We start from the raw sequence: 26,630 nt of genomic DNA on the forward strand, positions 1-26,630 counted from the left end.
AGTCGCAAAGTGACCGTTGTTCCGGGTCGGCGCCATGGCAATATCACCCCGTCACCAGATGCGTTTTCAGCTTTGACTGAAGCACGGGAAATGGTTGCCCGAAGGCGGGTGGAGGTGACACCCGGAGGCGCAAGTCGCATCGGCCGCCGGGCCAAAGAGCCAGCCGTCGCTGAAGTGACCGCAAAGAACCCCAGTTACCACGACTGGGGTTTTTTGCATCTTAAGTGCGGTCACAAGCTATCGCAGCCATGGCTAAGCAACTGGGGCTGAACCGCGCTGGCTAGTCCCAAAAAGGCCGTGTCGGCGCTCAATCGGTTGGGTGGGTGCTGCCGGTCATATTACGACACGAGAGGTACCATATGGTCCTAGTTCAGTCTTGGTTAAGGGACCCATTGCTAACTTGGCCTTGTGGTGATGACTGCCTTATCACCCAGAGCGAGAAGTTAGTTCTACTTTGCCCCGTCCCTTCGGTTCGGGGCCTTTTTTTGAACTGAAGGTTCGGTGTCGAACGGGGAGTGACAGATGAAATGGTTATGCAGCTACATCGGCAGCGGCTCTGACGAGTTGGCCCTGGTGCGTCTTTCGCTGTTGGCTACCGGCACGGTGGCCCTGGGCTTTGTGATCATCACCCTGTCCTCTTTCGTTATCGCCCACTAGCACTCGTAGTCAACCGAACCGGCCAGTCCAATGGTCGTCTCGCCACGCCTGAGCAACAAGAACCCATTATGAAGATCAACAGCAGCCGCCAGCTTCCCGGTTTTACCCTGTTTGAGCTGTTCTATGCCAAGCAGCAGTGTGGCAATCGCGCCCTGGTGTTTGTCGGTACGGCACAAAGTCGGTCGGCGTTGGGTCGGGCCCCCTGGCCAACCCATCTGGAGTTGGAGCAGGAGGACGGGGATCGTCTGCAACTGGCCCTGGTTCCAGTTCGGCTCGATGAACACAAGATGGGCTTTAAGCTGTCCCAGCAGCACCATGAGCAACTGCTGGTGGAGCTGCAGAAGCGCAGCAAGGTGGCGGTGGATATTGCTGGCATTCGCTGGTTTCTCGGCTCCCGGCGCCTGGTTCAGCTGTGCACCTGGGAGCGACAGGAGCCCAAGCAGTTTGCTCAACTCGGTCAGCCCGCAATGCGACGGCAAGATCAGCCGGACGCTCGACGCTGGAGTGCTCACCGTTAATCAATCCGACCATGTCATTCACTGTCGGCACCAGCGCTGCTGAGGTCGCTTGGTAAGAGCGATGATCTACGCTGGCTATCGCGCTAAGCGGTTCGTTTCGCCGGGCCGTGCCCAACGGCTGCTCAACCTCAGGCTGTCGCTATCGTCTCCCCATCATCATTGACTGCCGGACCCCAGGGTCCTACATTACGCCGGACCTTGCCTTGGTTCTGCCTCTTTGGCTCAGCCGATACCCCGGTGCTGACGAAAGAGCGATTCCCCTGGCTTGGGACGACAACAAAGCGATAAGAAAAAAGGCAGAGCAATGCGTCTGATAGAGATAGTGCGGGATGAGCAGGGCGGGATCACCCTGGTCCACGCCGACAATACCCGGGAGGAGGCGATCGCCCGGATCGATGAACTCAAAACCCGGCTGGAAACCACCTGGTTTGGGGTTGCCAGTGCCTTGGGGATGCCGGCCAATGAGAACAGCTGCCGGGTGATACGGCGCTGGCGTGCCAACCCGCAAAGCACCAACTTTCGTCCGATGCCGCTGGACAAGTACCGCTTCCTGTTGGGCCTGCTGGATCGCCTCCGGGCCGAGGCCGATCCCAGCTACCGCGACTTCTGGGTCAAGCCCGAATAACCTCTTGCTCTCCACTAGGGCTGCAGGCAAGGCTGCAGCCTGAATTCGCTTCTGCCCTGGCCACTGGTAGCCCCCGGCTGACGCCCTCCCTGTTATCCCCATCACAGAGCGGCCAATCCCGCTGCTGCCGCACGCTCGATTGTCGCAAACTGACCGGTCTGAACCCGGGTCAGCGCGGTAGCCTATCCGGCTCCTGACGAGCGGATGGCTTGAGAAAGGCCGTTATAGAGGCTGCGCCTCGGTCGGTACCGGTGAACCGGGTACCGGGCTCTGCTCGTCATTAAACCGGGAAGACTCCGTGGACTACTGGGACCGACGTCCGCCCCTCTTCCCCATGACTTGAAATAGCAGAGGTTGGCGTTGTGTTTGGCGGGTACTTAATTCTCTTTGCTCAGGGATTTCTGATGACGGTGGGTTTGTTCACCTTAATCTGGCTGAGCGTGGCCCTGCTGATCCGACTGGCCGGCGTGCTGAAAGATCAGAGAGTACAGCGGTGATGAAGAAGTGGAGTGGCCTGGGCTTGGCGATGTGGCTGTCGCTTTCGCCGGTGATGGCATCAACCGATGCCGGGGTTATCGCGTCTGTGACGAACGATGATCCGACCCAGCCGGCTCAGCTATGGCTGACAGTGAATGAGCTTGAAGAAGACCAACAGGCGGAGATCCATCTGACCCTGGTGCGAGCGGACAGCAACGGCTGCCACAGCGCAGGCCGGGGCAGCGACTTCCTGCTGCTGGGCGATCAGGCGGTGGATGCGCATGTGGTCTGTCGCAGCCGAGCGGGTGAGCAACAGCTGCGCTACCAGGCGCGCAGCCACTTTGGTAAACGCAAGCTGGCCGGTTTGCTCACCGCCACTGAGCCCACCGCGGTTGAGGTGGAGGGGCTGCGCTTTGTGCTCGAGCCCATCGAGTCGGGACAGCCGACGGACCCTGACGCGTCAGCGACCGAAGCTTGGGCGGCGCAATAGTGCCGATCTGAGGGCAAGCCATGGCTAATAGGAGGCGGAATGACGGATCTGTTTTGGACGCTGGCTGCCCTGCTGGGCGTGATGGGGCTGGCAAAATTCTTAACCTGGTGCCTTAGCGATGATATCGACAACCCTGGTTAGTATCGGCTTTATCCTGACCCTGTGGTGGGCCTTTGGCCCCAATGGCACCTTTTCCAACTTCATCTTTGGCTATAACCCGGACAAGGAACCGGCCAAGATCGAAGCCAGGCAAAACACCCTGGTGTTGCTGGGGCTGGGCTTCAGCCTGGTGGGGCTGTTGCTGCACTGAGCCTGCCACTTAAATTTAGTCGTTAAATGACAATGGCTTGCTCCCCTTTTGTTGGGATACTGCCGGCGGGTCTTTAGCTCTGTGCGCTAAGCCTGGTTCAATGTTTCGACCCGCCAGGATGGCGGGTCTTTTTTCTCCTCTGTACTTCGTTGTCTGTCCTCCCTGTACCGCAACGCCGGGCGGTTCTGTCAAGCAAGGTAGAGCCAGGTAAACCCGTTATCGCCACTCGCCCCGATGGCCCTATACTGCCCGCTCCGCTTACTCCTGGAGCTGCCGATGCGTCCCCTAATCCCTGTTCTGATGCTGTTATTGCTTGGTTGTCAGCCCGCGCCGATGCCGCCGGCCTGGCAGGCGGTGCAGCAACGGCTGGATCCCTTGGTGGTGCCCCAGCCCCACGATGGCGTTTACCAGCAAAGCGACGCTCTCCTGGCCACCGCCTTCGATGCGGTGCTGTTGAGCAGCCAGTGCGAGTCGCCCCAGGCGTCGCAGCTGCAGGATTACCACCGCGCCCTGTTTGCCGCCAACGATGTGGCCCGTAAGCTGAACCTGGTGCAGATAACCCTGCTGCTGGAGGACAATCGCCGACGCAGTGATGGGCAACCGACCCTGCTGCTGGCGTCGGAGCGGACCAGGATCAACGGCTTTCATACCTTTGACGACGGCCTGCTGATCAACCCGGTGGACCTGGACTCCCAGCTGCTGCGTCAGGTTCAGCAGCGCCACCCCCAGCATCCGGTAGCCCAGATGCAGTTTGGCGCCGTGCCACTGGAGCAGCGTTTCCGCTTGCTGGCCCACTACTGGCAAGCACTGGCCCGGTATCCGCAGGGACAGCCACCTCGCTGTGACCAACTGCCCGGCTTACTGGGTCAGTTGGTGAAGCACAGCTGAACGGCATTTCCGCTCGCCCCTTGTGCTGCTGGCGCACTGTGGCAGACTGGGAAAGTACTGCTTAATCAATGGATGGAAATATGGACTTTCACCAGCTGCTGAATCGCTTAGCCAGCGAAGATGGATCGGATCTTTACCTCACCGCAGGCGCGCCACCCATGGCCAAGTTCCAGGGGCGATTGCAGCAATTGGAGCAAGCCCCGCTGAAGAGTCAGCAGGTGGCGGAGATCGCCTATGGCTTGATGGACGCTGAGCAGCGCACCGCCTTTGAGCGCGATCTGGAGATGAACCTGGCTGTCAGCATCGAGGGGGTAGGCCGGTTTCGGGTCAATATCTTCCAGCAACGCAATGCCCTGGCCATTGTCGCCCGTAATATCAAGACCGACATTCCCCGCTTTGAGAGCCTGGGCCTGCCGGAGGTGCTCAAAGAGGTGATCATGACCCAACGCGGCCTGGTGCTCTTTATCGGCGCCACCGGCTCCGGTAAGTCCACCTCATTGGCGTCGCTGATTGATCACCGCAATCGCAACAGCGAGGGGCACATCATCACCATTGAGGACCCGGTGGAATACGTCCATCAGCACCAGGGCTGCATCATCAACCAGCGGGAGGTGGGGGTGGACACCCGCAGCTTCCATGCGGCGTTGAAGAACACCCTGCGTCAGGCCCCGGACGTTATCCTGATCGGTGAGATCCGCGACCGCGAGACCATGGAGCACGCCATCGCCTTTGCCGAGACCGGCCACCTGGCGATCTCAACCCTGCACGCCAACAATGCCAACCAGGCGTTGGATCGGATCATCAACTTCTTCCCCGAGGAGCGCCGGGCCCAGCTGCTCAATGACCTGGGCAACAACCTCAAGGCCTTTGTCTCCCAGCGTCTGGTCCCCACCCAGGAGGGCAAGCGCTGCGCCGCGGTGGAGATCCTGATGGGCACCCTGACGGTGCGAGACATGATCAAGCGGGGGGATTCCGGTGAGCTTAAGGGGATCATGGAAAAATCCCGGGAGCTGGGGATGCAGACCTTTGACCAGGCCCTGTTTGACCTGGCCCAGGCGGGCACGATCAGCGAAGAGACGGCGCTCAAGTTTGCCGACTCCCCCACCAACCTGAAGCTTCAGCTTAAGCTGGAGCGGGGGGAGGTGGAGGCCAGCTCGAGCCCGGACAAGCCCGGCCTCTCTCTGCAGCCCCTCTCCTAGGCTGCTCGAGTCCAACAAAAAAGGGCCCGCTGGTGCGGGCCCTTTTTGCTGCCTGGCTCAGTAGTGCCAGGGGAACTTGGAGAAGTCCTGGTCGCGCTTCTCCAGGAAGGCATCGCGCCCCTCCTGGGCCTCGGCTGTGCCGTAAGCCAGGCGGGTCGCCTCGCCGGCGAACAGCTGCTGGCCCACCAGGCCATCGTCCGGCAGGTTGAAGCCGTACTTGAGCATGCGCATGGCGGTGGGAGACTTGCTGTTGATCTCCTTGGCCCAGCGCAGTGCCTCCTCTTCCAGCTCGAAGTGGGGCACCACCTTGTTGACCATGCCCATCTCGAACGCTTCCTGGGCGGAGTAGTTAAAGCCACAGAAGAAGATCTCCCGGGCCCGCTTCTGACCGATCATCTTGGCCAGGTAGGCGGAGCCGTAGCCGGAGTCGAACGAGGCCACGTCCGGATCGGTCTGCTTGAATACCGCGTGCTCCTTGGAGGCCAGGGTCAGATCGCACACCACATGCAGGCTGTGGCCGCCACCAACGGCCCAGCCGGGCACCAGGGCGATTACCACCTTGGGCATAAAGCGGATCAGGCGCTGCACCTCGAGGATGTGCAGGCGGCCCATGCGAGCCACATCCGCCTGGCCCTCTTCGCCTTCGTACTTGTAGCCATCCTTGCCACGGATCCGCTGGTCGCCGCCGGCGGAGAAGGACCACTGGCCCTTATGAGACGGGCCGTTGCCGGTGATCAGCACGCAGCCGACGTCGGACCATTGGCGGGCATGGTCCAGCGCGGTGAACAACTCATCCACGGTCTTGGGGCGGAAGCTGTTGAGGCAGTCCGGGCGGTTAAAGGCGATCCGCACCGTGCCCTGGTCCTTGGCTCGGTGGTAGGTGATGTCCTCAAAATCGAAGCCATCAACCGGCTGCCACAGGTCGGGGTTGAAGATCTCGCGGGTGGATTCGGTCATGGTATTGGCCCACTTGGCAAATTTGTGGAGAAAAGGCTAGGTAGTTGCGTTAAGACAGTCAACCGTTTCGCCCTGTTGCTGCATCCAGGCTGCGGCCCAGTGCAAAAAACGTCGTGCTTGCTGCTAGTGATCGAGCCTGGCGTCGATGTAGCGCTGCAGCGCTGCCAACAGCGGCCAGTCTGCCGGCGCAAGGCTGGCCAGCTCTACCTGTTCTGGGGTGTGCCAGGCCAGCGCATCGTGACTGCCGGTCAGTACGATCGGCTGAGGCTGCCAGTGGCACAGGTAGCCATGCAAACGCACGGTCTTACCCGGGTAGCGGTGTTCGCTGGTCGCCAGGAAAGGGCCGACACTGAGGGTGACGCTGAGCTCCTCCTGGATCTCCCGCACCAGCGCGGCCTGATGGCTCTCCCCCGGCTCTACCTTACCGCCGGGAAACTCCCATAGCCCACCCTGGCTGGATTCCGGGTGGCGTCGTGCCACCAACACCTTGTCATCGGCCACCAGCAGGGCGGCCACAACATCTAGGATCATCTGTTACTCCAGGCTGGATTGGGGTGGGCAGCGATGGCGCAAAGCCCGCTGCCTATACTGATGGACTCAACTTAGGAGAGCACCATGTCACACACCTACAAGAAGATCGAGCTAACCGGCTCCTCCAGTGTCAGCACCGACGATGCCATCGCCAACGCGGTGGCCGCCGCCGCCAAGTCACTGCATAACCTGCGCTGGTTCGAGGTGGTGGAAACCCGGGGCCACATTGAGAACGGTCAGGTGGCCCATTGGCAGGTGACCATCAAGGTGGGCTTCACCCTGGACCCATGAGGCCCTGAGCTGACGGCTTGTCCTGGGCGCTTAGCCGACAGGCGTCAGGCGTCCCGGGGCAGCCCCTTCTCGATGCTGCGGATCAGCCGCTGCTGGCGCCGGTCTGCAGGCTGGGCCTGGGATTGCTGCCGGGCTATTGCCCATTGGATGTGCTCGTCCACCATGGCATTAACCCGGCCCAGCCCCTGGGTCAGGGCGCTGAGGACCGCGTCGCTGGCCGGGGCGTTACCCAGGGCCACCGCCAGGTTGCGCTGCCAGCGGGCAAAGCCGATGCGGCGGATGGGGGAGCCCTCGGTCTGCTTTAGAAAGGTGGCCTCGTCCCACTGCCAGAGCGTCAGCAGGTTCGCCCCCTTCAGTGGCGCCCGGGTATGAAAGTCGCTCTCCTGGGTCAGCGGGGCTACCCGGTTCCAGGGGCAGATCAGCTGGCAGTCGTCACAACCGTAGATGCGGTTGCCCAGCGCCGGACGCAGCGCCTCGGGGATGGGGCCGTCCGCCTCGATGGTCAGGTAGGAGATGCAGCGGCGGCTGTCCACCACGTAGGGCGCCACAATGGCCCCGGTGGGGCAGGCGGTCAGGCAAGCGGTGCAGCTGCCACAATCGCCGCTGTGGGGCGTGTCCACTGGCAGCGGCAGGTCGACCAGCAACTCACCGAGGAAGAACCAGCTGCCAGCCTGGCGGTTGAGCAGCAGAGAGTGCTTGCCGACCCAGCCCAGGCCGGCGTTACGGGCCAGTGGCCGCTCCAGCAGTGGGGCGGAGTCGACAAAGGGGCGAAACTGACACTCGGCCGCTTCCGCCTTGATGGCATCCCCCAGTTTCTTCAGCCGGTTGCGCATCAGCTTGTGGTAATCCCGTCCGCCGGCGTAGCGGGAGATGTAGGCCTGCTCCTCCGCCTTGAGGTTGCGGGCGAAGCCGGCATCCGGCGGCAGGTAATCCAGCGCAACGCAGACCACCCGCAGGGTGCCCGGCAGCAGCTGGTCCGGGGCACTGCGCATCGCCACATTACGGGCCATGTAGTCCATCTCACCGTGGTAGTTTTGCGCCAGCCAGGCTTCGAGCCTGGGGGCTTCCTCACTGAGGTCGATATCGGCAATGCCCACCGCAGAGAAACCCAGATCAAGGGCTTTGGCCTTGATCCGGGTGGCGATGGCATCCCAGTCGGGGGTCGGGGCGGTCATGGCGGCAAGGGTAGCAAACCGTTGCCGGGGGTCACAACCGCCGCCGGGGCGCGGTCAGGGCTCCAGCCGGAGATCGCCGCTGACGGTATTGAGGCGGACGCTGGCCTCGCCTTGGCCCAGGGTGAGATTCAGCTCCTCGTTGCGGGCGTACTTGGTGGTGGTGGGCTTGTCGCTGCTCCAGCCGTTGCGGATGCTGCCGCCGGGGCCGGTGCGGGCCGCCAGTTCCAGGTTGCGCGGCTCTGCCAGCTTGAGCTTGGCATCGCCGCTGACGGTCTCCAGGCTCAGCTCCAGGCCGGGGGCCGGCTCGGAAACCGACAGCGCCACGTCGCCGCTGACACTGCGGCTGTGCAGTCGGCTGAGGCTCTGGCCGCTGACCTGGATATCGCCGGAGACTGACTCCAGCGCAAGATCACCGCTGACCTCGGACAGACGCAGATCCCCTGAGACCGCACGCAGTCGCAGCTCACCCTTCAGGTTCTCACCGCGGATATCCCCGGAGACCGCTTCGCCCCGCACCTCGCCGGCCAGCTCGGTCAGGGTCAGATCGCCACTGACGCTTTGCAGATCGAAGCGGCCCTCTCCGGCGCTGACCTTGATGTCGCTGCTGACCCCGTTGAGCTTGAGTTGGGTCAGGCCGCTGGCCTCCATATCGGTGCTGATCCCCTGGGCCTGAACCTGCACCGAACGGGGCAGGGTGATGCGCAGGTTGGAGTGCTCTTCGGAGCGGGTACCGCGATCGCTCCAGCCCTCGGGCAACTTCACTTCGATCACCAGCTCATCCTGCTGCTGCTCGAAGATGAAGGCCTCGGCGTGTTGATCAACCTGGCCCAGCACCCGCACCTCGTCACCGTCGGCGCCGGTGATCACCAGCTGGCCACGGGGGACGGTAATGGTGATGGGGGTATCGCCCGAGACGGTCAGGCGCTGGTCCACCTCCTGGGCCTGCAGCGTCAGGGGGATCATCATCAGGGCCAGGCCCAGTTGTCGCATCAACATAATTGCTCCTTACAGCATCCGGGATGCCGGGGTTGAGGTTCTAAGTTGTTGTTCCAATATCTCTATTTCACGCTGCTGGGCCCATAGCAGCATCTCCAGCAGCGCAGTATTGTCCGGTTGGGCCAGCAGGGCCTGGGCGATCTCATCGCTGGCTTGCTGCAACAGCGCCAGATCGGCGTTGTTGCTGATGCTGTGGGTATAGCGAGCCTGCAGGCGCGCCCGCTCCGACTGCTGCTGTTGCTGCAGCGCCATCAATAGTGGCTCGACCTGGAGGCTCGGCGTCGCCGGTTGGCTAAGCTGCACGCCGCCGACACCGCCGAGCACCACTCCCAGCAGCAGGCTGGCGGCCAGTGCCCAGGGGGCGGTGCGCGGTGAAGCCGGTTGCAGCCGCTGGCTGATCTCCGGCCAGAGATCACGCTGCGGGGCCAGGTTGTCCGGCGTCTGCTGCAGCCGGCGTTCGATGGGATCTTTGCTCATTGCAGCATCTCCTTAAGTTGTTGGCGGGCCCGGTGGTAATGGGCCTTGCTGGCCCCTTCGCTGATCCCCAGCAGCTGGCCCACCTCCTTGTGGCTGTAGCCTTCGATGGCAAACAACACGAACACCTGACGGGGCCGGGTAGGCAGGGAGGGCAGCAGCGGGTCGATGCCGTGATCCTCCGGCCCCGCCGCCTGGGGCTCCGGCTGCTCAGACAGCGGCACCAGCTTGTGCCACCAGCGCTGACGGCGCTGCTGATCCAGCACCAGATTGATGGCCAGGCGATGCAGCCAGCTGGCAAATTGGGCCTCGCCCCGGTATTGCGCCAGCTTCTGCCAGGCGCGGACAAACACCTCCTGGGTATGGTCCTCGGCCTGGCCTTTGCCACCGCTTAAGCGCAGGCAGAGGGCGTAGATGCGCCGATGGTGGCGGCGGTAAAGCTGCTCAAACGCCAGGGCGTCGCCATTGCGGGCGGCGATCACCCAGGCCCGGTCCGGGTCTGGGTGAGGTTCTGGCATCGGGCTGATGGCTCCTTGCGGCACGATCACTTCCTTTTGGGGGCTGTGTAGGGTTAGACGGTTGCTATTGAGTGAAAGGTTTAACAGCTTCTTAAAAATCTACCCCAAATGATGAAAAGGCGTCCTGCTCTCGCTGTATTTTGCATCAAGAACAGTGATCTGAGTCCCTGACCTTGGTTCAGTCTGGTGGCAGACTGTGACGTTTTTCCCCAGACACCAGGAGGGCTAGATGAAGTCACTACGCTACCAGCTGCTGCTGGGCCTCCTGGCCCTGATGCTCCTTAGCGGTTCTATGGTGCTGGGGATGATCTATCTGCTGGCCATCCACAATAAGACCACCACCATGGATGCCTTCGTAGCCCAGCGTGCCCGCCTGTTGGCCGGGCTGGTGGAGCAGCATGACCTGACCAGTCGCCACCAGGCGATCGATGAGGTGTTTGCCCACTTCACCCTGCTGGCGACCGAGCAGCGCTTTAACTGGCAGCTGCGGATGGGGGACAAGGACATGCTGGACGTACTGCGGGCCCAGGTCTGGTTCGATGGCGTCTGCCTGCGTGACCTGAGCGAAACCCCCTGCCTGCCGGGGCAGCGGCTGGAGTTGAGCCAGGCGGGGTTTGACCTGCAAAGCCTGGATGGTGAGCCCTGGCAGGTTTACTCCCTCTATGTCCCGCATTTGGACGCCTGGTTCCAGGTAGCCTATCCGGCGGAACACCCTGCCGAGGTCTCCCGCCATCTGTTTGCCGGCTGGCTGCACTGGTACCTGCTGATCTGGTCGCTGGGGATCGGCGTGCCCAGTGCACTGTATGGTTACTGGGTGATGCGGCCGCTTAAAAAGGTGCAGCAGCAGCTCGATCGGGGAGTGGCGGTGTCAGACTTGACGCTGGAGCGCTGTCCCCAGGAGTTTGCCCAGTTGCGCGATCATGTGCAGCAGGCGATGGAGCAGGGACAGGCCCGGGTGGATCGGGAGCAGCAGCTGAACCGAGCCCTGCTCAGTGAGAGCTTTGAGGTGCTGGATAAGCTCAGGGAGACCATGGCGCAACCGGAAGGGATGATGGCGCGCATGGGTTACCAGCTCAATAAGATTGAGCAGCTGCTGCGGATCCGCGAACTGCAGCTGGAGCTGGGCCGGCCCAATCGCAGCGACAGTGCCTACCTGTCGGTGTCGGATCAGCTGGAGCGAGGGCTGGAGCGACTGACGCCGCTGAGCCAGCAACGCGGTCTGGCCCTGACCACCGCCCTGACCCGGCGGGACTGCGTGGTGGCCATCCCGGAGAGCGTGATGCGCGGCATGCTGGACAACCTGTTGGAGGTGGGGATCCGCCAGGCCCCCCACGGCAGCACCCTGGTGGTGGAGCTGGAGTGCCTGGGGGATCACTGCGCCTTGCTGTTGCAGCTGGAGCGGACCCAGTGGCGGCCGGTGCGCTGGCAGAGCCAACGCAGCAGCGAATCCGGCCTGCCGCTGGTGCGCCGCCTGGCGGACAAGTACGGTTGGGACTTTACCGTCAGCCAGGAAGGGGAGCCCAATCAGCTGAGGCTGAAGATGCCGCTGGCAAGACGCTGCGCCTGAACAGCAGAAAAGGGTCATAAATTCAGGGTATGCTACTGAGACCTTGAGCGTTCCTTCAGGAGTCCACCATGCAACCTGTGTTCTTTGCGCTGCTGTCGCGCATGCAGAATGTCCATCGCTGGAACAAGTCCAACCCCACCCGCGCCGAGAACGTCGCCGAGCACAGCTTCCAGGTGGCCCTGTTTGCCCATGCCCTTGGGGTGATCCGCAACCAGGTCTTTACCGATAAGCCGCCACTGGATGAGAACAAGCTGGCGGTAATGGCGCTGTTCCACGATGCCCCTGAGGTGCTGACCGAGGACGTTAACAGCGGCATCAAGTATTCCGCCCCGCGCATGCTGGAGCTGTGCCGGGAGATGGAGGGGATCGCCAGTGAGTTGCTGATCGGCACCATTCCCCCCAGCCTGCAGGCCAGCTATCGCCCGTTGATCGGCCACGAAGAGGAGGGCGAGATGGCCCGCTTCGTTAAGGCCTCGGATCTGCTCTCCGCTTACACCAAGGCACTGGCAGAGCTGCGGGCCGGCAACACCGAGTTCGAAGGCACGGAACGCAAGGTGCTGGCGGCGCTGCAGCCCTACATCGAGACCCTGCCTGAGGTGGCCTGGTTTATGGCCAACTTTGTCCCCGCCTTCCATATGACCATCGATGACCTGGTGGAAGCGGCGTTTGAGCCCAGCTGAGGCACGGAGCAAAAAAGTGTGAGGCGGATCGGGACAGCCGAGGGACTAATGTGAGATAAACGCACAAACGTCCTTTTCATAATCGGATTTGCCATGAGTAAGCTGCCCAGCCTGAAAAACCTGTTCTACCTGGTGCAACTGCACCGGGAGCAGAACTTTAACCGTGCCGCCAAGGCCTGCCACGTCAGCCAGTCCACCCTCTCCTCCGGGATCCAGAACCTGGAAGAGCAGCTGGGAGGCCAGCTGATCGAGCGGGACCATAAGTCCTTCATGTTCACTGCGCTGGGCGAAGAGGTGGTGGGGCGCTCCCGTCACCTGCTGGCGGAGGTGCAGGAGATGACCGATCTGGCCCGCAGCGCCGGCGAACCCATGGCCGGCACCATCCGCCTGGGCTGCATCCCCACCATTGCCCCCTTCCTGCTCAACCGAGTAGTGAAAGAGGCGGGCAAGGAGTTTCCCAGTCTCAGCCTGCTGCTGCGGGAAGACACCACCGAGAACCTGATGGCCGCCCTGGGCAGTGGCGAGCTGGACCTGCTGCTGCTGGCCCTGCCGGTGGACACCAGTGGCTTCCATAGCATGAGCGTGGGGATCGATCCCTTTAAGCTGGTGGCCCACAAGGACCAGCCGGTGGATGGGGCGATCGAGTATGACGAGATGCCGGATGAGAGCATCTTCCTGCTGCAGCGCGAGCACTGCATCACCGGCCACGCCATCAGCGCCTGTGAGCTGAAGAACAGCACCAAGATCAATCCCTTTGCCGCAACCAGCCTGCACACCCTGGTGCAGATGGTGGACTCCAAGCTGGGCACCACCTTCCTGCCGCAGATGTCCATCGACTCCGGTATCCTCAACAGCACCGAGCTGCAGGTGTACCAGCCGCCGGGCGAGGCCCCCTATCGGGAGATCGGCCTTGTGTGGCGCCAGACCTCAAGCCGCCTGCGCACCTTCCGCACCCTGGGGCAGATGATACAATCCCTGCTGCCGACCAAGTAACGGCACTGGAAACAACAAGGCCACCCGAGAGGGTGGCCTTTTTGTGTCTCTTTTGTCTGTGGTTCAGATCACCGAAGGGGGCGGGTTGACCGCGAACACCTCGACTTCCTGCTGCTTGCCCTTGAGCCGCATCGGGCCGATGGACTCGAACTCGTGGACCGGTTCCTCGCCCAGCAGCGCCAGGTACTGACCGGATACCAGCAGGTCACGCTTGAGCGGACCGCACTGGTCCTGCAGTCGCGCCAGGGTATTGAGCACGTCGGAGAAGTAGCTGATCTCCTGCTTATCCACACCGACCACCGCGGTCATCACCTTGCCGCCGTGAGCCGCGCCCTTGAAGCGCGGGACAAAGCCATACTGCTCCTGGAAGTAGTGCTGGTTCCACTCCAGCATCTGCACAAAGCTGTAGTAGAGCGACAGCGCCCGCTCCATGTCCTGGCCTTCGCGGATCTTCCAGCTGATCATCACCGCATCACCGATGTAGCGGTAGATCTCACCGCGGTGACGCTGCACGCAGCTGGACAGCAGGTCAAAGCAGTCCTGAACCAGGCGGCTGAAGCGATAGTCTCCCAGTGCCTCGGCGTGGGCGGTGGAGCCCACCATGTCGATAAAGAGGAACACCCGCTCCTCCTGCCGGGGGCGGTGGTACTTACCCAGGCCCATGTTGATCAGGTTGCGCTGGCCCACCAGCAGCACCATCTGCTCGAGGAACGCCAGGCAGAGGCGCACCCACACCAGGTAGATCACCAGGGTCTGGGTGGCGGCGCTGTTAAGCAGGCTCTGGGTCAGCTGGTTGTATTCCAGGTCCAGGTGAGGCGCCGGGGTCCAGGTGTTGATCCACAGGGTGATCTTGATCAGAACCAGGGCCCCGATCAGCAGGAACAGGCCTTTGAAGATCACGATCACCACGTAGCTCATCCGACGGATGGGACTGGTGGTGCTGATCAGGTTGGAGAGCCAGTGCAGGCAGCCGAGGATAGTGCCCAGGTAGATACTCAGGGTCACCATGTCGGCCTTGGTGACGATCCACCCCAGGCTTTCCGGACTTTGGGTGTAACGGAACGAGACAAAGGCAGCCATCGCCAATGTCCACGCCACAACCGCAAAGACAAATTTTCTCAGTTCGTAGCCGGCTCGCAAGATTGGTACTGCTGGTTGGGTTAAAGGGGGTGGTTTTCACGCACGTTGGAGCGGGATTGTAATCAATTGGCGTGTTCAGCTCCAGTGACCAACAACACTAATGCTTTGAATAGCATGATCCCGGTCAAAGAAAATGACGCCGTAACAATTCGCCGGTAAAGCGGGAGCGCAGGTAGAAGCCACGGGGCAGGGTCTGGATCCGACCACCATCGGGGCCGATCGCCTCGGTCAGGGCTTGCCGATTGGCGGCCTTGGGGCGCAGCTGCAGCACCTCCCCCTGGTGAGCACGGATCTGCTCCACCTGGCCCAGGGCGATCTGCTCGGTCAGCTCCTCCCAGTCTCGTCGCAGGCTGGCTTGTTGCTGCGGGTCGGGTTGCCACAGCAGCGGCATGCCAATGATCCGCTCCGCCGGTAGGATCTGGCGATCCCCCTGGATCGGGATCCACAACACATGGGACAGCTTGTGGCACACCACTGAGTCCTGCCAGCGCAGCCCCCGTAGCCCGGTCAGCGGCGCGACGCAGATGTAGGTGGACTCCAGCGGGCGGCCCTGGCTGTCCACCGGGATGGTTTTCAACTCGATCCCCAGTTGTGGGAAGTCTGGTTCCGGGCGGGAGCCGGCACTGGCGCCCAGCCAGAGCTCGAGCAGCTGGCCGATCCAGCCCTTGTGGGCACGAAGGTGTGTTGGGGTTTCAACGCCCAGGGTCTGGGCCAGCTCACCCAGTTGCCAGCCCGCCACGGTGTTGGCGCGCTCCAGCAACTGTGCCTGGCTGATGGGAGGTGGGATCTGCATGGCGCCATTGTACGGTGCGGCGTCGGGGGGCACCAGCGGCCCTGGTGAAAAGATCGACAGTCGCGAAGGAGGTAAGTTATCAACATCGCATTTATAGAGCTAACTTTATGAAAATTATGATTAAAAACTCATATCTCTACACCATGTTCTGAGCTTGGTACACAGTGGATAAGGGGTTTTCCGTGGTTTTGCACATCTTCATCCACAAGTTGCTGGGATAACTGCCTCAAGAGGGGTCATTACAGGTCGAGTAATCCCGTTCATGCGTGGTTCGAATCCGCTAATTGTGGATAAGGCAGGGGAGGCTGTGGGAATTATGGGAATTTTATCCACCTGGTCGGAAAGTGACCGATCCATGTTGTTGAATAACTTCATCCGAGCGGTAAGTTATTAAATCTCTGTTTTTTATGGATTAAGTTGCTGGTTTTCTCGGTTTTCCCCAAGTGGGGTATCGACTCAATCGGGATATATCCACGATTTTCCGACTTATTCACCTCGTTATCCACAGAGTTGGTGGATATCTTCTGTTTATAACTTCTGCGATCCCGCTCCCGTGCTGAGGTTTGCTGCGGCTTGGCCTTTGTGGAACAATCCCAACAAGTTACGAATTAAATCGGAATAACGCGTGATCGATAACGACGGCTTTCGAGCCAACGTCGGGATCATCATCTGCAACCGTCAGGGTCAGGTGTTGTGGGCTCGCCGCTACGGCCAACACTCCTGGCAATTTCCTCAAGGTGGGGTGAACGAAGGTGAATCCCCGGAGCAAGCGATGTATCGCGAGCTGTTTGAGGAGGTGGGGCTGAAGCGCGAGGATGTGCGCATCCTGGCCCGCAGCCGCTCCTGGTTGCGCTACCGCTTACCCAAGCGCCTCGTGCGTCAGGACAGTAAGCCGGTGTGCATCGGACAAAAGCAGAAATGGTTCCTGCTGCAGCTGACCGGGGCGGAATCCCGGATCGACCTGGCCGCCAGTGGTCATCCCGAATTCGATGACTGGCGCTGGGTGAGCTATTGGTATCCGGTACGGCAGGTGGTCTCTTTTAAGCGAGAGGTCTACCGTAAAGTACTGAATGAATTTACCGTGACTGCGCTTAACGGCCAGCAGTCCACACCGTTCAAAGGGAAACCGGAAGGCGGCCGACCGCGACGCCGACGACGCAACCGATGATCCATACCCTGCGCCACATCGTCCAGAGAGTGTCTCAAGCGGAGACGGTGGAGCGTTCCGTCGATAAGCTGGTGAGCTTAACCCGGGACGCGATGCAGGCCGATTGTTGTTCCTTATACCTGCAGGACGGCAAGGGATTGGTGCTCTGCGCCACCAAGGGGCTCAGCCCCGATGCGGTGGGGCAGGCGCGGCTGCAGGTCGGCGAGGGGATCGTCGGCACCGTGGCCCAGCGAGAAGAGATCCTCAACCTGGCGGATGCCCCCGCCCACCCCGCCTTCAAACGATTGCCCGAAGCCCAGGAGGACGCCTTCCGCGCCTTCCTGGCGGTCCCGCTGATCCACCGCCGCAAACTGGTGGGGGTGTTGACGGTGCAGCAATGCATCGCCCGCCAGTTCAGCGAGGAGGAGGAGTCGTTCGTCATAACCCTGGCCTCGCAACTGGCGCCAGAGCTGCGCGAGCGGGCCCTGACCCGCACCTTCCAGCGTCGTCAACAGCATTTCTCTGCCCTCTGCGCGGCCCCGGGTATCGCCATCGCCCGCAGCCGCCTGGCCCGTCCCCGGGTCGACCTCAATCAAGCCCCCAAACGCAGCGATCACCCTGAGCGGGAGTGGACCCGACTGACCAAGGCGCTGGAGCGCACCGCCGAGGAGTTGCAGGTGCTGGCGTTGCGGCTGGGGGAAGAGCTGGGCCAGGAGGGCCACCAGATCTTCGACAGCTTCCAACTGTTGCTAACGGACAAGACCCTGCGTCGTGGGCTGGAGCAGCATTGCCAGCGCGGCTGGCGGGCGGAGACCGCGGTGTGTGCCGTGGTGCTGGATACGGTGCGCCGCTTCGAGGCGATGGAGGATCTCTACCTGCGGGAGCGGGCCGCCGACATTCGAGACCTGGGCCAGCGGGTGCTGGACCAGCTGGCCCGGCGCGATGAGGCGCTGCAGCAGGAGGGTCACCCGATTATCCTGGTGGCGCGGGAGATCACCGCCACCATGCTGGCGGAGGTGCCGCCCGAGCGCCTGGCGGGCTTGATCAGCCTGCGGGGTGGGGTCAATTCCCATGCCGCCATCCTGGCCCGGGCGATGGGGATCCCGGCATTGGTGGCGGTGGATGGTGCGCGCTTGTCGCAGCTGAGTGATAAGCCGCTGCTGCTGGATGCACTGGAGGGACAGTTCTGGATCGATCCGGATACCGCCCTGGTGAAGCAGTACCGCTTGATCCAGCGCAGCCGTGAGCAGCGCCAGGCGGATCTGCAGCAGGGCCTGAGCCTGCCCTGTACCAGTGAGGATGGGATGGCGGTGTCGCTGCAGGTCAATGCGGATCTGCACCCGGAGTTTGAGATCCTCGGCCAGGCCGGGGTGGGCGGTATCGGCCTGTTCCGCACCGAGGCGCTGTTTATGTCGTTCAGCCAGTTCCCCACCGAGCAGCAGCAGGAGCGCTACTACCTCAAGGTGTTGCAACAGGCGCCGGAGAAGCCGGTGGTGATCCGCACGCTGGACGTGGGCGGCGACAAGCCCTTGCCCTACCTGCCCATCCGCGAGGACAACCCCTTCCTGGGCTGGCGCGGGGTTCGGGTGTCGCTGGATCACCCGGAACTGTTCCTGGGCCAACTTCGGGCGCTGCTCAAGGCCAACCTGGTGGTGGGCAATCTGCAGATCATGGTGCCCATGGTGGCCCACCTGGATGAGATCCGACAATGCCGACGCTTGCTGAATCAGGCGGTGGCGGAGCTGACCCAGGAGCTGGCCCAGCCGGTGCCGACACCGCCGCTGGGGATCATGGTGGAGGTGCCGGCGGCGGTATTCCAGCTGAGCACCTGGCTGCCGGAGTTGGACTTCATCTCGGTGGGCAGCAACGACCTGACCCAGTACCTGTTGGCGGTGGATCGCAACAATGCCCAGGTGGGGGAGCAGTACGACAGCTTCCATCCGGCGGTGGTGGCGGCGCTGGACAGCATCGCCCGCCAGTGCCGTGGCCATCGCTTCGGCCTCTGTGGCGAGCTGGCCTCCGAGGTGCCCGGCGCCCTGATGCTGCTGGCACTGGGCTACCGTCACCTGAGCATGAACGCCAATGCCCTGGGGGCGGTGCACTACCTGATCCGCCACCTGGAGCTCAATCAACTGGCGGCGCTGCGTCAGTCGCTGCTGTCGGCCCGGGACAGCAGCGAGGTACGGGCCTGTCTGTCGGCCCAGCTAAGCCAGCCGCCACTGGATAAACTCAGCCGCTGACGGCAGCTCCCAGGCGTTGCCGAAGACCCCCGATCTCTTTATCCTAGTGCCCATCTTTTTTGCGCTTTCGCAAGGTGTTGCATGTCTGAACCTTGGTTCACCTTTCCCCAGATCGATCCCATCATTGTCGAGATCGGACCCCTGGCCCTGCGCTGGTACGGCATGATGTACCTGCTGGGCTTCCTGGCGGCGCTGTGGTTGCTCAACCGCCACGCCGACAAGCCCGGCTCCGGCTGGACCCGTGACCAGGTTTCCGACCTGCTGTTCTACTGCTTTGTGGGGGTCATTCTCGGTGGCCGCCTGGGCTACGTGCTGTTCTATGGCTGGCAGTGGCTGCTGCAGGATCCCCTCTATCTGTTCAAGATCACCGACGGCGGCATGTCGTTCCACGGCGGTCTGCTGGGGGTGATCATCGCGATGCTCTACCAGGCCCGTAAGATGGGCCGCAGCTTCTGGCAGGTGTCGGACCTGGTGGCCCCCACCATTCCGGTGGGCCTGGGACTGGGTCGCATCGGCAACTTCATCAACGCCGAGCTGTGGGGCCGCACCACTGACGCCCCCTGGGGCATCGTTTTCCCCGGTGCCGGGCCGCTGCCCCGTCACCCCTCCCAGCTGTACGAGGCCTTCCTCGAAGGACTGGTGCTGTTTATCGCCCTGTGGTGGCTGTCCAAGCGCAGTAAGAAGCCCGGTGCGGTGTCCGGCCTGTTCCTGGTGGGCTATGGCCTGTCTCGCTTCCTGGTGGAGTTTGTCCGTGAACCGGATGCCCACATGGGGATCTACCTGGGCATGACCATGGGCCAGGTGCTCTGCGTGCCGATGCTGGCCTTCGGCCTGTACCTGATGTTGCGTCCCACCAAACAGGAGAAGAGCGCATGAAGACCTACCTGAGCCTGCTTGACCATGTGATGACCCACGGCGTTGACCGTGGCGATCGAACCGGTACCGGTACCCGCTCGGTGTTTGGGCATCAGATGCGCTTTGACCTGAGTGAGGGCTTCCCCATGCTCACCACCAAGAAGCTGCACTGGAAATCCATCGTTCACGAGATGCTGTGGTTTATCAGCGGCGACACCAACGTCCGTTACCTGCAGGAGAACGGGGTGCGGATCTGGAACGAGTGGGCCACCGACGAGGGCGAGTTGGGCCCGGTCTACGGAGTGCAGTGGCGTCACTGGCAGCGTCCGGACGGCACCGAGGTGGACCAGATCGCCAAGGTGGTGGAGGATCTCAAGACCCGCCCCACCAGCCGTCGCATCATCGTGTCCGCCTGGAACCCGTCGGATCTACCGGATGAGGGGATCTCGCCGCAACAGAACGTGGCCCAGGGGCGGATGGCCCTGGCCCCCTGTCATGCCTTTATCCAGTTCTATGTGGCCAACGGCAAGCTCTCCTGCATGCTGACCCAGCGCTCGGTGGATTGCTTCCTCGGCCTGGCCTTCAACATCCCCAGCTACGCCCTGCTGACCCATATGCTGGCTCAGCAGTGTGATCTGGAGGTGGGGGAGTTCATCTGGAGCGGCGGTGATGTGCATATTTACCACAATCACTTTGACCAGGTTCGGACCCAGTTGAGCCGCACTCCGGGCCCCCTGCCAACCCTGGCGCTGCTGCGCAAGCCCGCTTCTATCTTTGAATATCGTTTCGAAGACTTTGAATTGAAGGATTATTCCGCCCAGCCACATATTCCGGCACCGGTTGCTATCTAAACTGGGATTTCGGCGTGATCTGGTTCACAACTCGGTAATCTCGAGCATAGTTTGAGAAAGAAACGATTTTCTCATTCAATTACACCCGACTACACTCCTTCTGTTAATCCTTGGAGGAGTGTATGAAGCACGCAATTAAAAACTTCCTGAGTCAGGAATCGTCCGGCGGCATCCTGCTGATGATCGCCGTGGCCATCGCCATGACTCTGGCCAACTCGCCGCTCGACGGCTTTTATGACGCCTTTCTGAATGCGCCTGTACAGGTTCGCATTGGCGCCCTGGACATCGATAAGACCGCCCTGCTGTGGATCAACGATCTGCTGATGGCGTTCTTCTTCCTGTTGATTGGCCTGGAAGTAAAGCGCGAGTTGCTGCAAGGCGCCCTGTCTAGCGCCGACAAAGCCGCGCTGCCGACCTTTGCTGCTATCGGCGGCATGGTGGCTCCGGCCCTGGTTTACCTGGCCTTCAACCACGCCGACGCCGTTGCTGCTAACGGTTGGGCGATCCCGGCGGCCACCGACATCGCGTTTGCCCTGGGTGTTCTGGCCCTGCTGGGTAGCCGCGTACCGGCGGCCCTGAAGATCTTCCTGCTGGCCCTGGCCATCATCGATGACCTTCTGGCGATCCTGATCATCGCGCTGTTCTACAGCGACTCCCTGTCTGCCACCAGCCTGGCGGTTGCCGCTGCGGCCGTGTTTGCCCTGTTTGCCCTGAACCGTCGCGGTGTCCGGGACCTGGCGCCTTACATGCTGATCGGTCTGGTGCTGTGGGTAGCGGTACTGAAGTCTGGCGTTCACGCCACCCTGGCTGGTGTGGTTCTGGCCTTCACCATCCCGCTGAAGAAAGATGAGCACGGCCACTGCCCGAGCGAGCACCTGGAGCACGCGCTGCACCCCTGGAGTGCCTTCGTGATCCTGCCGATCTTCGCCTTCGCCAATGCCGGTGTTAGTCTGTCTGGTATGTCCCTGGGCGACCTGACTGCTGCCGTGCCGATGGGCATCGCGCTGGGTCTGCTGATCGGTAAGCCGGTGGGCATCCTGGGCTTCTCCTGGCTGGCCGTGAAGCTGAAGATGGCTTCCCTGCCGGAAGGCATCAACTGGAAGCACCTGTTCGGTGTCTCCATGCTGTGTGCCATCGGCTTTACCATGGCGATGTTCATCTCCTCCCTGTCGTTCGACCCGAGCGCTGGGAACTACGGTGACCTGTCTCGCCTGGGCATCCTGATGGGCTCTGGTATTGCCGCTCTGCTGGGTTACTTCACCCTGAAGGCGACCCTGGACGAGAAAAAAGCCTAAGCTTTCAAGCACCACTGCGTGAGGGATTATGTGCAAAACAAAGGGATTGTTGTTGATGCTGGCGGTAGCGATGCCGCCAGCCTGGGCGAGTGACATCAACCTGGTTCAATGCCAGGAGAAGCCACGCAGTTCGCATTGCCTTGCCTACCTGGAGGGCGCTGTGGACGGTGCCTTGGCGATGGGGGCGCTGGTTCAGCCTCAACCGATGGCGACCAGCACCCTGTCTGAGCGAGCCCTGAAATACCGCAGTGGAAAACGCTTCAAGCAGGCCAATCAGGCGATCTGCGAACAGCAAAAGCCTGAGCGGGACCAACTGGTATTGGCACTGGATGAGCTGGTTGCGGCCGGCTCTCTCAATACCCAGAAGGACCTGCAACAGGCTCTGATGGCCTTGATGGCCTGCCAATAAGCGAGAGATTGGATGGCGCATCTCAATTACAACCATCTGTATTACTTCTGGATGGTTCGCAAGAAAGGCTCGGTGGCTAAGGCCGCCGAGGCCCTTTTTCTTACCCCTCAGACCGTCACAGGTCAGATCCGACAGCTGGAGCAGCGCCTCGGTGGCAAGCTGTTCAAGCGACAAGGCCGCCAACTGGTGACCTCCGAACTCGGTGAGGTGGTGTTCCGCTATGCGGACAAGATGTACAGCCTCTCCTACGAGATGCTGGACCTTTTGAATTACAACCGCGACAGCTCCATTCTGTTTGAGGTAGGCACCTCCGATGCCCTGTCCAAATCGATGGCCAGTCGCCTGCTGTTGAGTGTGGTGCCGGACGACGGCAGCATCCATCTCAACTGCTACGAATCCAATGATGTCGACCTGATAGAGCGCCTGTCCCAGCACAAGCTGGACATGGTGTTGTCCGGTTCCGACTCCGAATCCCTGAAATACCCCGAGATCCTCAGCAAGAAACTGGGCCAGTGCGGCATCAGTTTTGTCTCTACCGAGCCGCTGGACGGGGAATTTCCAGCCAACCTCAAAGAAGCCAAGCTGCTGATCCCGCACCGCAAGACGGCGCTGGGACAACAACTGCTACGCTGGTTTGATGAGATTGGTCTTGAGCCACACATCATGGGCGAGTTCGACGATGCCGCCATGATGAAAGCCTTTGCCCACCTGAGCAAAGGGGTGTTTGTGGTGCCCACCCTGTACCGGGACGAGATCCTGGGCCGGGGCTTTGTGCTGATCGGCCAGACCGAAGAGGTGCACGAGGAGTACCACGTGATGTTCGCAGAGCGGATGATCCAGCACCCGGCGGTGAAGCGCCTGCTGGACGCGGACTTCACCGATTTCTTTGCAGGCATCGAGGCCAACAGCCTGGCCCGTGACTGATTAAAGCTTGCAGATCATGCGCTAACCGGTGAACATGCTACGCACACTCATGAGAGCAGTAGCGTGTCCCGACCTTCCTATTCCATCATCATCGCATTGCTGGGGGCCCTGGCTGGCCTGACGCCCCTGGCGATCGATATGTACCTTCCGGCGATCCCGACCCTGGCATCCGATTTCGCGGTGCCGGTGGAGCAGGTGCAGTTCAGTGTCAGCGTTTACCTGATCGGCTTCTCGGTTGGCCAGATCTTCTATGGCCCCGCCACCGACAGCGTGGGTCGCATGCCGATCCTGTGGCTGGGCATCGGTCTGTTCGTGCTAGGCAGCTTGGTGTGTGCCTTCTCCGGCAGCCTGGATCAACTGCTGCTGGGTCGACTGCTGCAGGCCCTGGGTGGCGCCGGTGGCTCGGTGGTGCTGATGGGCATGATGCGTGACCTGTTTGCCGGCGATGAGTTTGCCCGCGCGGTCAGCTTCACCATGCTGGTGATGGCCCTGGCCCCCCTGGCGGCGCCGCTGCTGGGCGGCTACCTGCTACTGGCGCTGGGCTGGCGCAGCCTGTTCTTCCTGTTGGCGCTGATGGGGGCCGTCTTGCTGGTCGCCTTGTGGCGCACCCTGGGGGAGACCCTGCCCAAGGAGGGCCGGCCGCCGCTGGGGATCCGCAGTGCCCTGTCGGGCTATCGCCAGATCCTGGGCCACCGCACCTGCATGGCCTACCTGTTGATGGGGGTGTTCTCCTCCTGCGCCCTGTTCTCCTTTATCACCGGCGCCCCCTTTGTCTACATCGAATACTTCCAGGTAGCGCCCCAACATTTTGGCTACCTGTTTGGCCTTAACGTACTGACCATGATGGCGGTGACCAGCCTCAATGCCCGCTATGTCGCCCGACTCGGCACCCAGCGCATGCTTCGCTACGGCCTGGGCATGAGCACCACCGGGGCCCTGCTGCTGGTCAGTCTGCACCTGGTCGGGGTCGACCAACTCTGGGCCATCGTGGTGCCGGTGATGCTGATCTTCGGCCCCATTGGCCTCATCTCCGCCAACTCCACCAGTCAGGCACTGCAGCAGTTGCCCCGCATCAGCGGCTCGGTGGCGGCGCTGGGGGGTTGTTTGCGCTTCGCCGGTGGTGCCCTGGCCGGCGGCCTGGTCAGCCTGGCTCACTCAGGCACCCCCTTGCCCCTGGTGCTGGCCATGACCCTGTCTACCCTGGCGGCGTTTGCCACCTTTGTGCTGCAACGCCGTGCTAGTATCGAACACACGGAAACATAAGCTGTAATAAGAGGCCGTGGCACGGCCCAAGGAGAGAGTATGCAGAGTGAAACCCATGAGGTGGTGAAGCGGCTGAAATGGGCCTGTCGACGCGGGATGCTGGAGCTGGACGTGCTGCTGGAGCCCTTTGTTGAGCGGGAGTACAGTGGCTTGAGTGCCAAGCAACAGGCCGACTTTGAGCGCCTGCTGCGCTGCGACGATCCGGAGCTGTTTGCCTGGTTTATGGGCCACGAAGCCTGCCCGGATGCGGATCTGGCCGCCATGGTGGCGTTGATCCTTGAGCGCAACCGCCCCTAGTTTTATCCCCGCCCCTTCCCGTCAGGCAGCCCGGCTCCGGGCTGCCGGTTACCTCTTTTTGCTGTTTTCCCTGACTCTGTGGCCGACGCCACTCACTCCCTTTTGGCTATTGCTGCAGGCCGGTGTGGCGTTGATGGTGCTGCTGTTTTGGTGGCGCGGGCGAGGTCAGCAACCCCGGGGGTTTGTGTTGAATCAGGATGGGCAGGGGCGTTGGCTCTCTGAACCTTCACGCTTTGTGGTCAGCGCTCGCAGCCGGTTGCTGCCGGGGATGGTGTTACTGCACTGCCAGCCGGGCGGCTGGCAGTGGTGGCACCAGGACAGCTTCGATGAGGCGCAATGGCGCCGCCTCTGCCGCCTGACGCTGGCGATTCAACGGGGGGAGAGCACCGTTGGTTCTGATTCCGGCAAGGTGTCCGGGTGATCCAGGGTAAAATGCAGGCCACGGCTCTCCTTGCGGGCCATGGCGCTGCGGATAATGAGCTCCGCCACCTGCACCAGGTTACGCAGCTCCAGCAGATCATTGCTGATCTTGAAGTCGGCGTAGTACTGGTGGATCTCCGCCTTGAGCATCTCCACCCGGCGTAGCGCCCGCTGCAGTCGCTTATCGGTGCGCACGATGCCGACGTAGTCCCACATGAACAGCCGCAGCTCGTGCCAGTTGTGGGCAATCACCACCTGTTCATCGGAGTTAGTCACCTGGCTGTCGTCCCAGCGGGGCAGGGCGGTGACCTCCGGGTGACGCTGTGCCGCCCGGCTCTGGTTGATGTGACGCGCTGCGGCACGGGCGAACACCAGGCACTCCAGTAGCGAGTTGGAGGCCATCCGGTTGGCACCATGCAGGCCGGTGTAGGCCACCTCGCCGATGGCATAGAGCCCGGGCAGATCGGTGGCGCCGTTGAGATCCGTCATCACCCCACCACAGGTGTAATGCGCCGCCGGCACCACCGGGATCGGCTCTGCGGTGATGTCGATGCCCAGCTCGAGACAGCGGTCGTAGATGGTGGGGAAGTGCTTCTTGATGAACTCCGCCGGCTTATGGCTGATGTCCAGGAACATGCAGTCGGCGCCCAGCTTCTTCATCTCGTAATCGATGGCCCGGGCAACCACGTCCCGGGGCGCCAGCTCCGCCCGCTCGTGCACCTCGGGCATAAAGCGGCTGCCGTCGGGGCGGCGCAGCAGTGCGCCCTCGCCGCGAAGCGCCTCTGTCAGCAGGAAGTTGCGGGCCTGGGGGTGGAACAGGCAGGTGGGGTGGAACTGGTTGAACTCCATGTTGGCCACCCGGCAGCCGGCCCGCCAGGCCATGGCGATGCCATCGCCGGAGGCCACGTCCGGGTTGGAGGTGTACTGGTACACCTTGGAGGCCCCGCCGGTGGCCAGCACTACGTGGGCGGCGTGCACCGTTTCCACCCGCTCAGCCTGGCGATTCCACAGGTAGGCCCCCAGCACCCGGTTCTCCCCGGGCAGGCTGAGCTTGGCGGAGGTGATCAGATCCACCGCGTTATAGCGCTCCAGCACCACGATGTTGGGGTGTTGTCGGGCTTGCTGCTGCAGGGTTTGCTGCACCTCTTTGCCGGTGGCGTCGGCGGCATGAAGGATACGGCGGTGGCTATGGCCCCCCTCCTGGGTTAGGTGGTAGCGGCTGTGGCCTTCGCTGTCGGTCTCGGTATCGAAGTCCGCCCCTTTGCGGATCAGCCACTCCAGCGCCGAACGCGCCTCCCGTGCGGTGTATTCCACCGCGGTGCGGTCACACAGCCCAGCCCCTGCCACCAAGGTGTCTTCCACATGGGAGTCGATGGTGTCCTGCTCGTCAAACACCGCGGCGATGCCCCCCTGGGCATAGTAGGTGGAGCCATCCTTGAGCTGGCTTTTGGCGATCACCGTCACCCGGGCATGTTTCGCCATCTTCAGTGCCAGGGTCAGTCCTGCGGCACCGCTGCCAATCACCAGAACGTCGGTGTGGTGTTCAACGCCTTGAGTCATCCGTTATCATGTCATCCAGTAGGGGGTGACCTATGGTACTCCCCTAACCCCAGTCAGGTTAAGTATTTAGTCGCAATCGACGCGATGTTG

General features: G+C 62.1%; 30 protein-coding genes. 21 read left to right on the forward strand and 9 right to left on the reverse strand.

Annotation, left to right across the window (positions count from 1 at the left end; genetic code table 11):
- Positions 1-522 precede the first annotated feature (522 nt).
- The 7 genes from BUC04_RS24230 (at position 523) to BUC04_RS21720 (ending at position 5,164) form a co-directional block, all read left to right on the forward strand.
- Positions 523-657 (forward strand): hypothetical protein, encoded by a 135-nt coding sequence (locus BUC04_RS24230; RefSeq protein ID WP_268762554.1) that lies wholly within the window; start codon positions 523-525, stop codon positions 655-657.
- A gap of 68 nt (positions 658-725) precedes the next feature.
- Positions 726-1,175, forward strand: a complete 450-nt coding sequence (locus BUC04_RS21695; RefSeq protein ID WP_067662279.1) for a hypothetical protein — start codon at positions 726-728, stop codon at positions 1,173-1,175.
- Positions 1,176-1,479: 304 nt separating this feature from the next.
- Complete coding sequence (locus BUC04_RS21700) at positions 1,480-1,800, forward strand: hypothetical protein (protein ID WP_067662276.1); 321 nt, start codon at positions 1,480-1,482, stop codon at positions 1,798-1,800.
- A 496-nt stretch (positions 1,801-2,296) separates the two neighbouring features.
- Positions 2,297-2,767 (forward strand): hypothetical protein, encoded by a 471-nt coding sequence (locus tag BUC04_RS21705; protein ID WP_067662272.1) that lies wholly within the window; start codon positions 2,297-2,299, stop codon positions 2,765-2,767.
- Between the two features lie 118 nt (positions 2,768-2,885).
- On the forward strand, positions 2,886-3,077 hold the full coding sequence (locus BUC04_RS21710; RefSeq protein WP_067662269.1) for a hypothetical protein: 192 nt from the start codon (positions 2,886-2,888) through the stop codon (positions 3,075-3,077).
- A gap of 276 nt (positions 3,078-3,353) precedes the next feature.
- The gene (locus BUC04_RS21715) at positions 3,354-3,965 is read left to right on the forward strand and encodes a PB1 domain-containing protein (protein ID WP_143165840.1); all 612 of its coding nucleotides are present in this window, start codon (positions 3,354-3,356) and stop codon (positions 3,963-3,965) included.
- An 80-nt stretch (positions 3,966-4,045) separates the two neighbouring features.
- Positions 4,046-5,164 (forward strand): PilT/PilU family type 4a pilus ATPase, encoded by a 1,119-nt coding sequence (locus tag BUC04_RS21720; RefSeq protein WP_067662263.1) that lies wholly within the window; start codon positions 4,046-4,048, stop codon positions 5,162-5,164.
- 57 nt (positions 5,165-5,221) lie between these two features.
- Here the strand turns inward: BUC04_RS21720 and BUC04_RS21725 are convergent, their stop codons facing one another.
- Both BUC04_RS21725 and BUC04_RS21730 read right to left on the reverse strand, forming a co-directional pair.
- Positions 5,222-6,121: a 1,4-dihydroxy-2-naphthoyl-CoA synthase gene (locus BUC04_RS21725; RefSeq protein WP_067662260.1), complete on the reverse strand. Its 900-nt coding sequence runs from the start codon at positions 6,119-6,121 to the stop codon at positions 5,222-5,224.
- 123 nt (positions 6,122-6,244) lie between these two features.
- Positions 6,245-6,652: a (deoxy)nucleoside triphosphate pyrophosphohydrolase gene (locus BUC04_RS21730; protein ID WP_067662257.1), complete on the reverse strand. Its 408-nt coding sequence runs from the start codon at positions 6,650-6,652 to the stop codon at positions 6,245-6,247.
- Positions 6,653-6,736: 84 nt separating this feature from the next.
- Here BUC04_RS21730 and BUC04_RS21735 point away from each other — a divergent pair, with 84 nt between their 5' ends.
- Complete coding sequence (locus tag BUC04_RS21735) at positions 6,737-6,943, forward strand: dodecin (RefSeq protein ID WP_067662254.1); 207 nt, start codon at positions 6,737-6,739, stop codon at positions 6,941-6,943.
- Between the two features lie 44 nt (positions 6,944-6,987).
- On the opposite strand, the gene queG is transcribed toward BUC04_RS21735, so the two are convergent.
- Genes queG through BUC04_RS21755 form a run of 4 tightly spaced genes read right to left on the reverse strand, consistent with a single transcriptional unit; the run spans position 6,988 to position 10,106 of the window.
- Entirely contained in the window at positions 6,988-8,118 is a 1,131-nt protein-coding gene (gene queG / locus BUC04_RS21740; RefSeq protein ID WP_067662251.1) for a tRNA epoxyqueuosine(34) reductase QueG, read from the reverse strand.
- Positions 8,119-8,172: 54 nt separating this feature from the next.
- On the reverse strand, positions 8,173-9,114 hold the full coding sequence (locus tag BUC04_RS21745; protein WP_067662248.1) for a DUF4097 family beta strand repeat-containing protein: 942 nt from the start codon (positions 9,112-9,114) through the stop codon (positions 8,173-8,175).
- Positions 9,115-9,123: 9 nt separating this feature from the next.
- Positions 9,124-9,591, reverse strand: coding sequence for a hypothetical protein (locus BUC04_RS21750; protein WP_067662245.1), 468 nt, complete (start codon positions 9,589-9,591; stop codon positions 9,124-9,126).
- Positions 9,588-10,106 (reverse strand): RNA polymerase sigma factor, encoded by a 519-nt coding sequence (locus tag BUC04_RS21755; RefSeq protein WP_067662242.1) that lies wholly within the window; start codon positions 10,104-10,106, stop codon positions 9,588-9,590. The genes BUC04_RS21750 and BUC04_RS21755 overlap by 4 nt, the downstream gene beginning before the upstream one ends.
- A gap of 229 nt (positions 10,107-10,335) precedes the next feature.
- Here BUC04_RS21755 and BUC04_RS21760 point away from each other — a divergent pair, with 229 nt between their 5' ends.
- The 3 genes from BUC04_RS21760 (at position 10,336) to BUC04_RS21770 (ending at position 13,346) form a co-directional block, all read left to right on the forward strand.
- Entirely contained in the window at positions 10,336-11,673 is a 1,338-nt protein-coding gene (locus tag BUC04_RS21760; protein ID WP_067662239.1) for a histidine kinase, read from the forward strand.
- Positions 11,674-11,741: 68 nt separating this feature from the next.
- Positions 11,742-12,353: a 5'-deoxynucleotidase gene (gene yfbR / locus BUC04_RS21765; protein ID WP_067662236.1), complete on the forward strand. Its 612-nt coding sequence runs from the start codon at positions 11,742-11,744 to the stop codon at positions 12,351-12,353.
- 93 nt (positions 12,354-12,446) lie between these two features.
- Positions 12,447-13,346, forward strand: coding sequence for a hydrogen peroxide-inducible genes activator (locus tag BUC04_RS21770; RefSeq protein ID WP_067662233.1), 900 nt, complete (start codon positions 12,447-12,449; stop codon positions 13,344-13,346).
- A gap of 63 nt (positions 13,347-13,409) precedes the next feature.
- Here BUC04_RS21770 and BUC04_RS21775 read toward each other — a convergent pair whose 3' ends face one another.
- A complete protein-coding gene (locus BUC04_RS21775; protein ID WP_082766748.1) occupies positions 13,410-14,426 on the reverse strand; it encodes an adenylate/guanylate cyclase domain-containing protein in 1,017 nt (338 codons plus the stop codon).
- 184 nt (positions 14,427-14,610) lie between these two features.
- Entirely contained in the window at positions 14,611-15,279 is a 669-nt protein-coding gene (mutH, locus tag BUC04_RS21780) for a DNA mismatch repair endonuclease MutH (RefSeq protein WP_067662227.1), read from the reverse strand.
- 625 nt (positions 15,280-15,904) lie between these two features.
- Here mutH and rppH point away from each other — a divergent pair.
- From rppH to BUC04_RS23805, 10 genes are all read left to right on the forward strand, one after another.
- Positions 15,905-16,447, forward strand: coding sequence for an RNA pyrophosphohydrolase (gene rppH, locus BUC04_RS21785; protein ID WP_067662224.1), 543 nt, complete (start codon positions 15,905-15,907; stop codon positions 16,445-16,447).
- Entirely contained in the window at positions 16,444-18,666 is a 2,223-nt protein-coding gene (gene ptsP, locus BUC04_RS21790; protein ID WP_067662221.1) for a phosphoenolpyruvate--protein phosphotransferase, read from the forward strand. The genes rppH and ptsP overlap by 4 nt, the downstream gene beginning before the upstream one ends.
- 81 nt (positions 18,667-18,747) lie before the next feature.
- Entirely contained in the window at positions 18,748-19,542 is a 795-nt protein-coding gene (gene lgt, locus BUC04_RS21795) for a prolipoprotein diacylglyceryl transferase (protein WP_067662218.1), read from the forward strand.
- A complete protein-coding gene (locus tag BUC04_RS21800; RefSeq protein WP_067662215.1) occupies positions 19,539-20,372 on the forward strand; it encodes a thymidylate synthase in 834 nt (277 codons plus the stop codon). The genes lgt and BUC04_RS21800 overlap by 4 nt, the downstream gene beginning before the upstream one ends.
- 122 nt (positions 20,373-20,494) lie before the next feature.
- Positions 20,495-21,667, forward strand: a complete 1,173-nt coding sequence (nhaA, locus tag BUC04_RS21805) for a Na+/H+ antiporter NhaA (RefSeq protein ID WP_067662212.1) — start codon at positions 20,495-20,497, stop codon at positions 21,665-21,667.
- Between the two features lie 28 nt (positions 21,668-21,695).
- Entirely contained in the window at positions 21,696-22,076 is a 381-nt protein-coding gene (locus tag BUC04_RS21810) for a hypothetical protein (protein ID WP_073326150.1), read from the forward strand.
- Positions 22,077-22,088: 12 nt separating this feature from the next.
- On the forward strand, positions 22,089-23,000 hold the full coding sequence (gene nhaR, locus BUC04_RS21815) for a transcriptional activator NhaR (RefSeq protein WP_067662207.1): 912 nt from the start codon (positions 22,089-22,091) through the stop codon (positions 22,998-23,000).
- A gap of 63 nt (positions 23,001-23,063) precedes the next feature.
- Entirely contained in the window at positions 23,064-24,263 is a 1,200-nt protein-coding gene (locus BUC04_RS21820) for a Bcr/CflA family multidrug efflux MFS transporter (protein WP_067662204.1), read from the forward strand.
- Positions 24,264-24,302: 39 nt separating this feature from the next.
- Complete coding sequence (locus BUC04_RS21825) at positions 24,303-24,560, forward strand: FAD assembly factor SdhE (RefSeq protein WP_067662201.1); 258 nt, start codon at positions 24,303-24,305, stop codon at positions 24,558-24,560.
- Positions 24,541-24,981, forward strand: a complete 441-nt coding sequence (locus tag BUC04_RS23805; RefSeq protein ID WP_143165841.1) for a protein YgfX — start codon at positions 24,541-24,543, stop codon at positions 24,979-24,981. The genes BUC04_RS21825 and BUC04_RS23805 overlap by 20 nt, the downstream gene beginning before the upstream one ends.
- Here the strand turns inward: BUC04_RS23805 and nadB are convergent.
- Positions 24,930-26,540, reverse strand: coding sequence for an L-aspartate oxidase (nadB, locus tag BUC04_RS21830; RefSeq protein WP_067662198.1), 1,611 nt, complete (start codon positions 26,538-26,540; stop codon positions 24,930-24,932). The two genes, BUC04_RS23805 and nadB, sit on opposite strands and share 52 nt — an antisense overlap.
- Between the last annotated feature and the right edge of the window lie 90 nt (positions 26,541-26,630).

Source organism: Ferrimonas marina (assembly GCF_900129905.1).
GTDB classification, from domain to species: domain Bacteria; phylum Pseudomonadota; class Gammaproteobacteria; order Enterobacterales; family Shewanellaceae; genus Ferrimonas; species Ferrimonas marina.

Coding starts and splice junctions, on each gene's coding strand:
- BUC04_RS24230 (WP_268762554.1), top strand. CDS start 523: ATGAAATGGTTATGCAGCTACATCGGCAGCGGCTCTGACGAGTTGGCC.
- BUC04_RS21695 (WP_067662279.1), top strand. CDS start 726: ATGAAGATCAACAGCAGCCGCCAGCTTCCCGGTTTTACCCTGTTTGAG.
- BUC04_RS21700 (WP_067662276.1), top strand. CDS start 1,480: ATGCGTCTGATAGAGATAGTGCGGGATGAGCAGGGCGGGATCACCCTG.
- BUC04_RS21705 (WP_067662272.1), top strand. CDS start 2,297: ATGAAGAAGTGGAGTGGCCTGGGCTTGGCGATGTGGCTGTCGCTTTCG.
- BUC04_RS21710 (WP_067662269.1), top strand. CDS start 2,886: ATGATATCGACAACCCTGGTTAGTATCGGCTTTATCCTGACCCTGTGG.
- BUC04_RS21715 (WP_143165840.1), top strand. CDS start 3,354: ATGCGTCCCCTAATCCCTGTTCTGATGCTGTTATTGCTTGGTTGTCAG.
- BUC04_RS21720 (WP_067662263.1), top strand. CDS start 4,046: ATGGACTTTCACCAGCTGCTGAATCGCTTAGCCAGCGAAGATGGATCG.
- BUC04_RS21725 (WP_067662260.1), bottom strand. CDS start 6,121: ATGACCGAATCCACCCGCGAGATCTTCAACCCCGACCTGTGGCAGCCG.
- BUC04_RS21730 (WP_067662257.1), bottom strand. CDS start 6,652: ATGATCCTAGATGTTGTGGCCGCCCTGCTGGTGGCCGATGACAAGGTG.
- BUC04_RS21735 (WP_067662254.1), top strand. CDS start 6,737: ATGTCACACACCTACAAGAAGATCGAGCTAACCGGCTCCTCCAGTGTC.
- queG (WP_067662251.1), bottom strand. CDS start 8,118: ATGACCGCCCCGACCCCCGACTGGGATGCCATCGCCACCCGGATCAAG.
- BUC04_RS21745 (WP_067662248.1), bottom strand. CDS start 9,114: ATGTTGATGCGACAACTGGGCCTGGCCCTGATGATGATCCCCCTGACG.
- BUC04_RS21750 (WP_067662245.1), bottom strand. CDS start 9,591: ATGAGCAAAGATCCCATCGAACGCCGGCTGCAGCAGACGCCGGACAAC.
- BUC04_RS21755 (WP_067662242.1), bottom strand. CDS start 10,106: ATGCCAGAACCTCACCCAGACCCGGACCGGGCCTGGGTGATCGCCGCC.
- BUC04_RS21760 (WP_067662239.1), top strand. CDS start 10,336: ATGAAGTCACTACGCTACCAGCTGCTGCTGGGCCTCCTGGCCCTGATG.
- yfbR (WP_067662236.1), top strand. CDS start 11,742: ATGCAACCTGTGTTCTTTGCGCTGCTGTCGCGCATGCAGAATGTCCAT.
- BUC04_RS21770 (WP_067662233.1), top strand. CDS start 12,447: ATGAGTAAGCTGCCCAGCCTGAAAAACCTGTTCTACCTGGTGCAACTG.
- BUC04_RS21775 (WP_082766748.1), bottom strand. CDS start 14,426: ATGGCTGCCTTTGTCTCGTTCCGTTACACCCAAAGTCCGGAAAGCCTG.
- mutH (WP_067662227.1), bottom strand. CDS start 15,279: ATGCAGATCCCACCTCCCATCAGCCAGGCACAGTTGCTGGAGCGCGCC.
- ptsP (WP_067662221.1), top strand. CDS start 16,444: ATGATCCATACCCTGCGCCACATCGTCCAGAGAGTGTCTCAAGCGGAG.
- lgt (WP_067662218.1), top strand. CDS start 18,748: ATGTCTGAACCTTGGTTCACCTTTCCCCAGATCGATCCCATCATTGTC.
- BUC04_RS21800 (WP_067662215.1), top strand. CDS start 19,539: ATGAAGACCTACCTGAGCCTGCTTGACCATGTGATGACCCACGGCGTT.
- nhaA (WP_067662212.1), top strand. CDS start 20,495: ATGAAGCACGCAATTAAAAACTTCCTGAGTCAGGAATCGTCCGGCGGC.
- BUC04_RS21810 (WP_073326150.1), top strand. CDS start 21,696: ATGTGCAAAACAAAGGGATTGTTGTTGATGCTGGCGGTAGCGATGCCG.
- nhaR (WP_067662207.1), top strand. CDS start 22,089: ATGGCGCATCTCAATTACAACCATCTGTATTACTTCTGGATGGTTCGC.
- BUC04_RS21825 (WP_067662201.1), top strand. CDS start 24,303: ATGCAGAGTGAAACCCATGAGGTGGTGAAGCGGCTGAAATGGGCCTGT.
- nadB (WP_067662198.1), bottom strand. CDS start 26,540: ATGACTCAAGGCGTTGAACACCACACCGACGTTCTGGTGATTGGCAGC.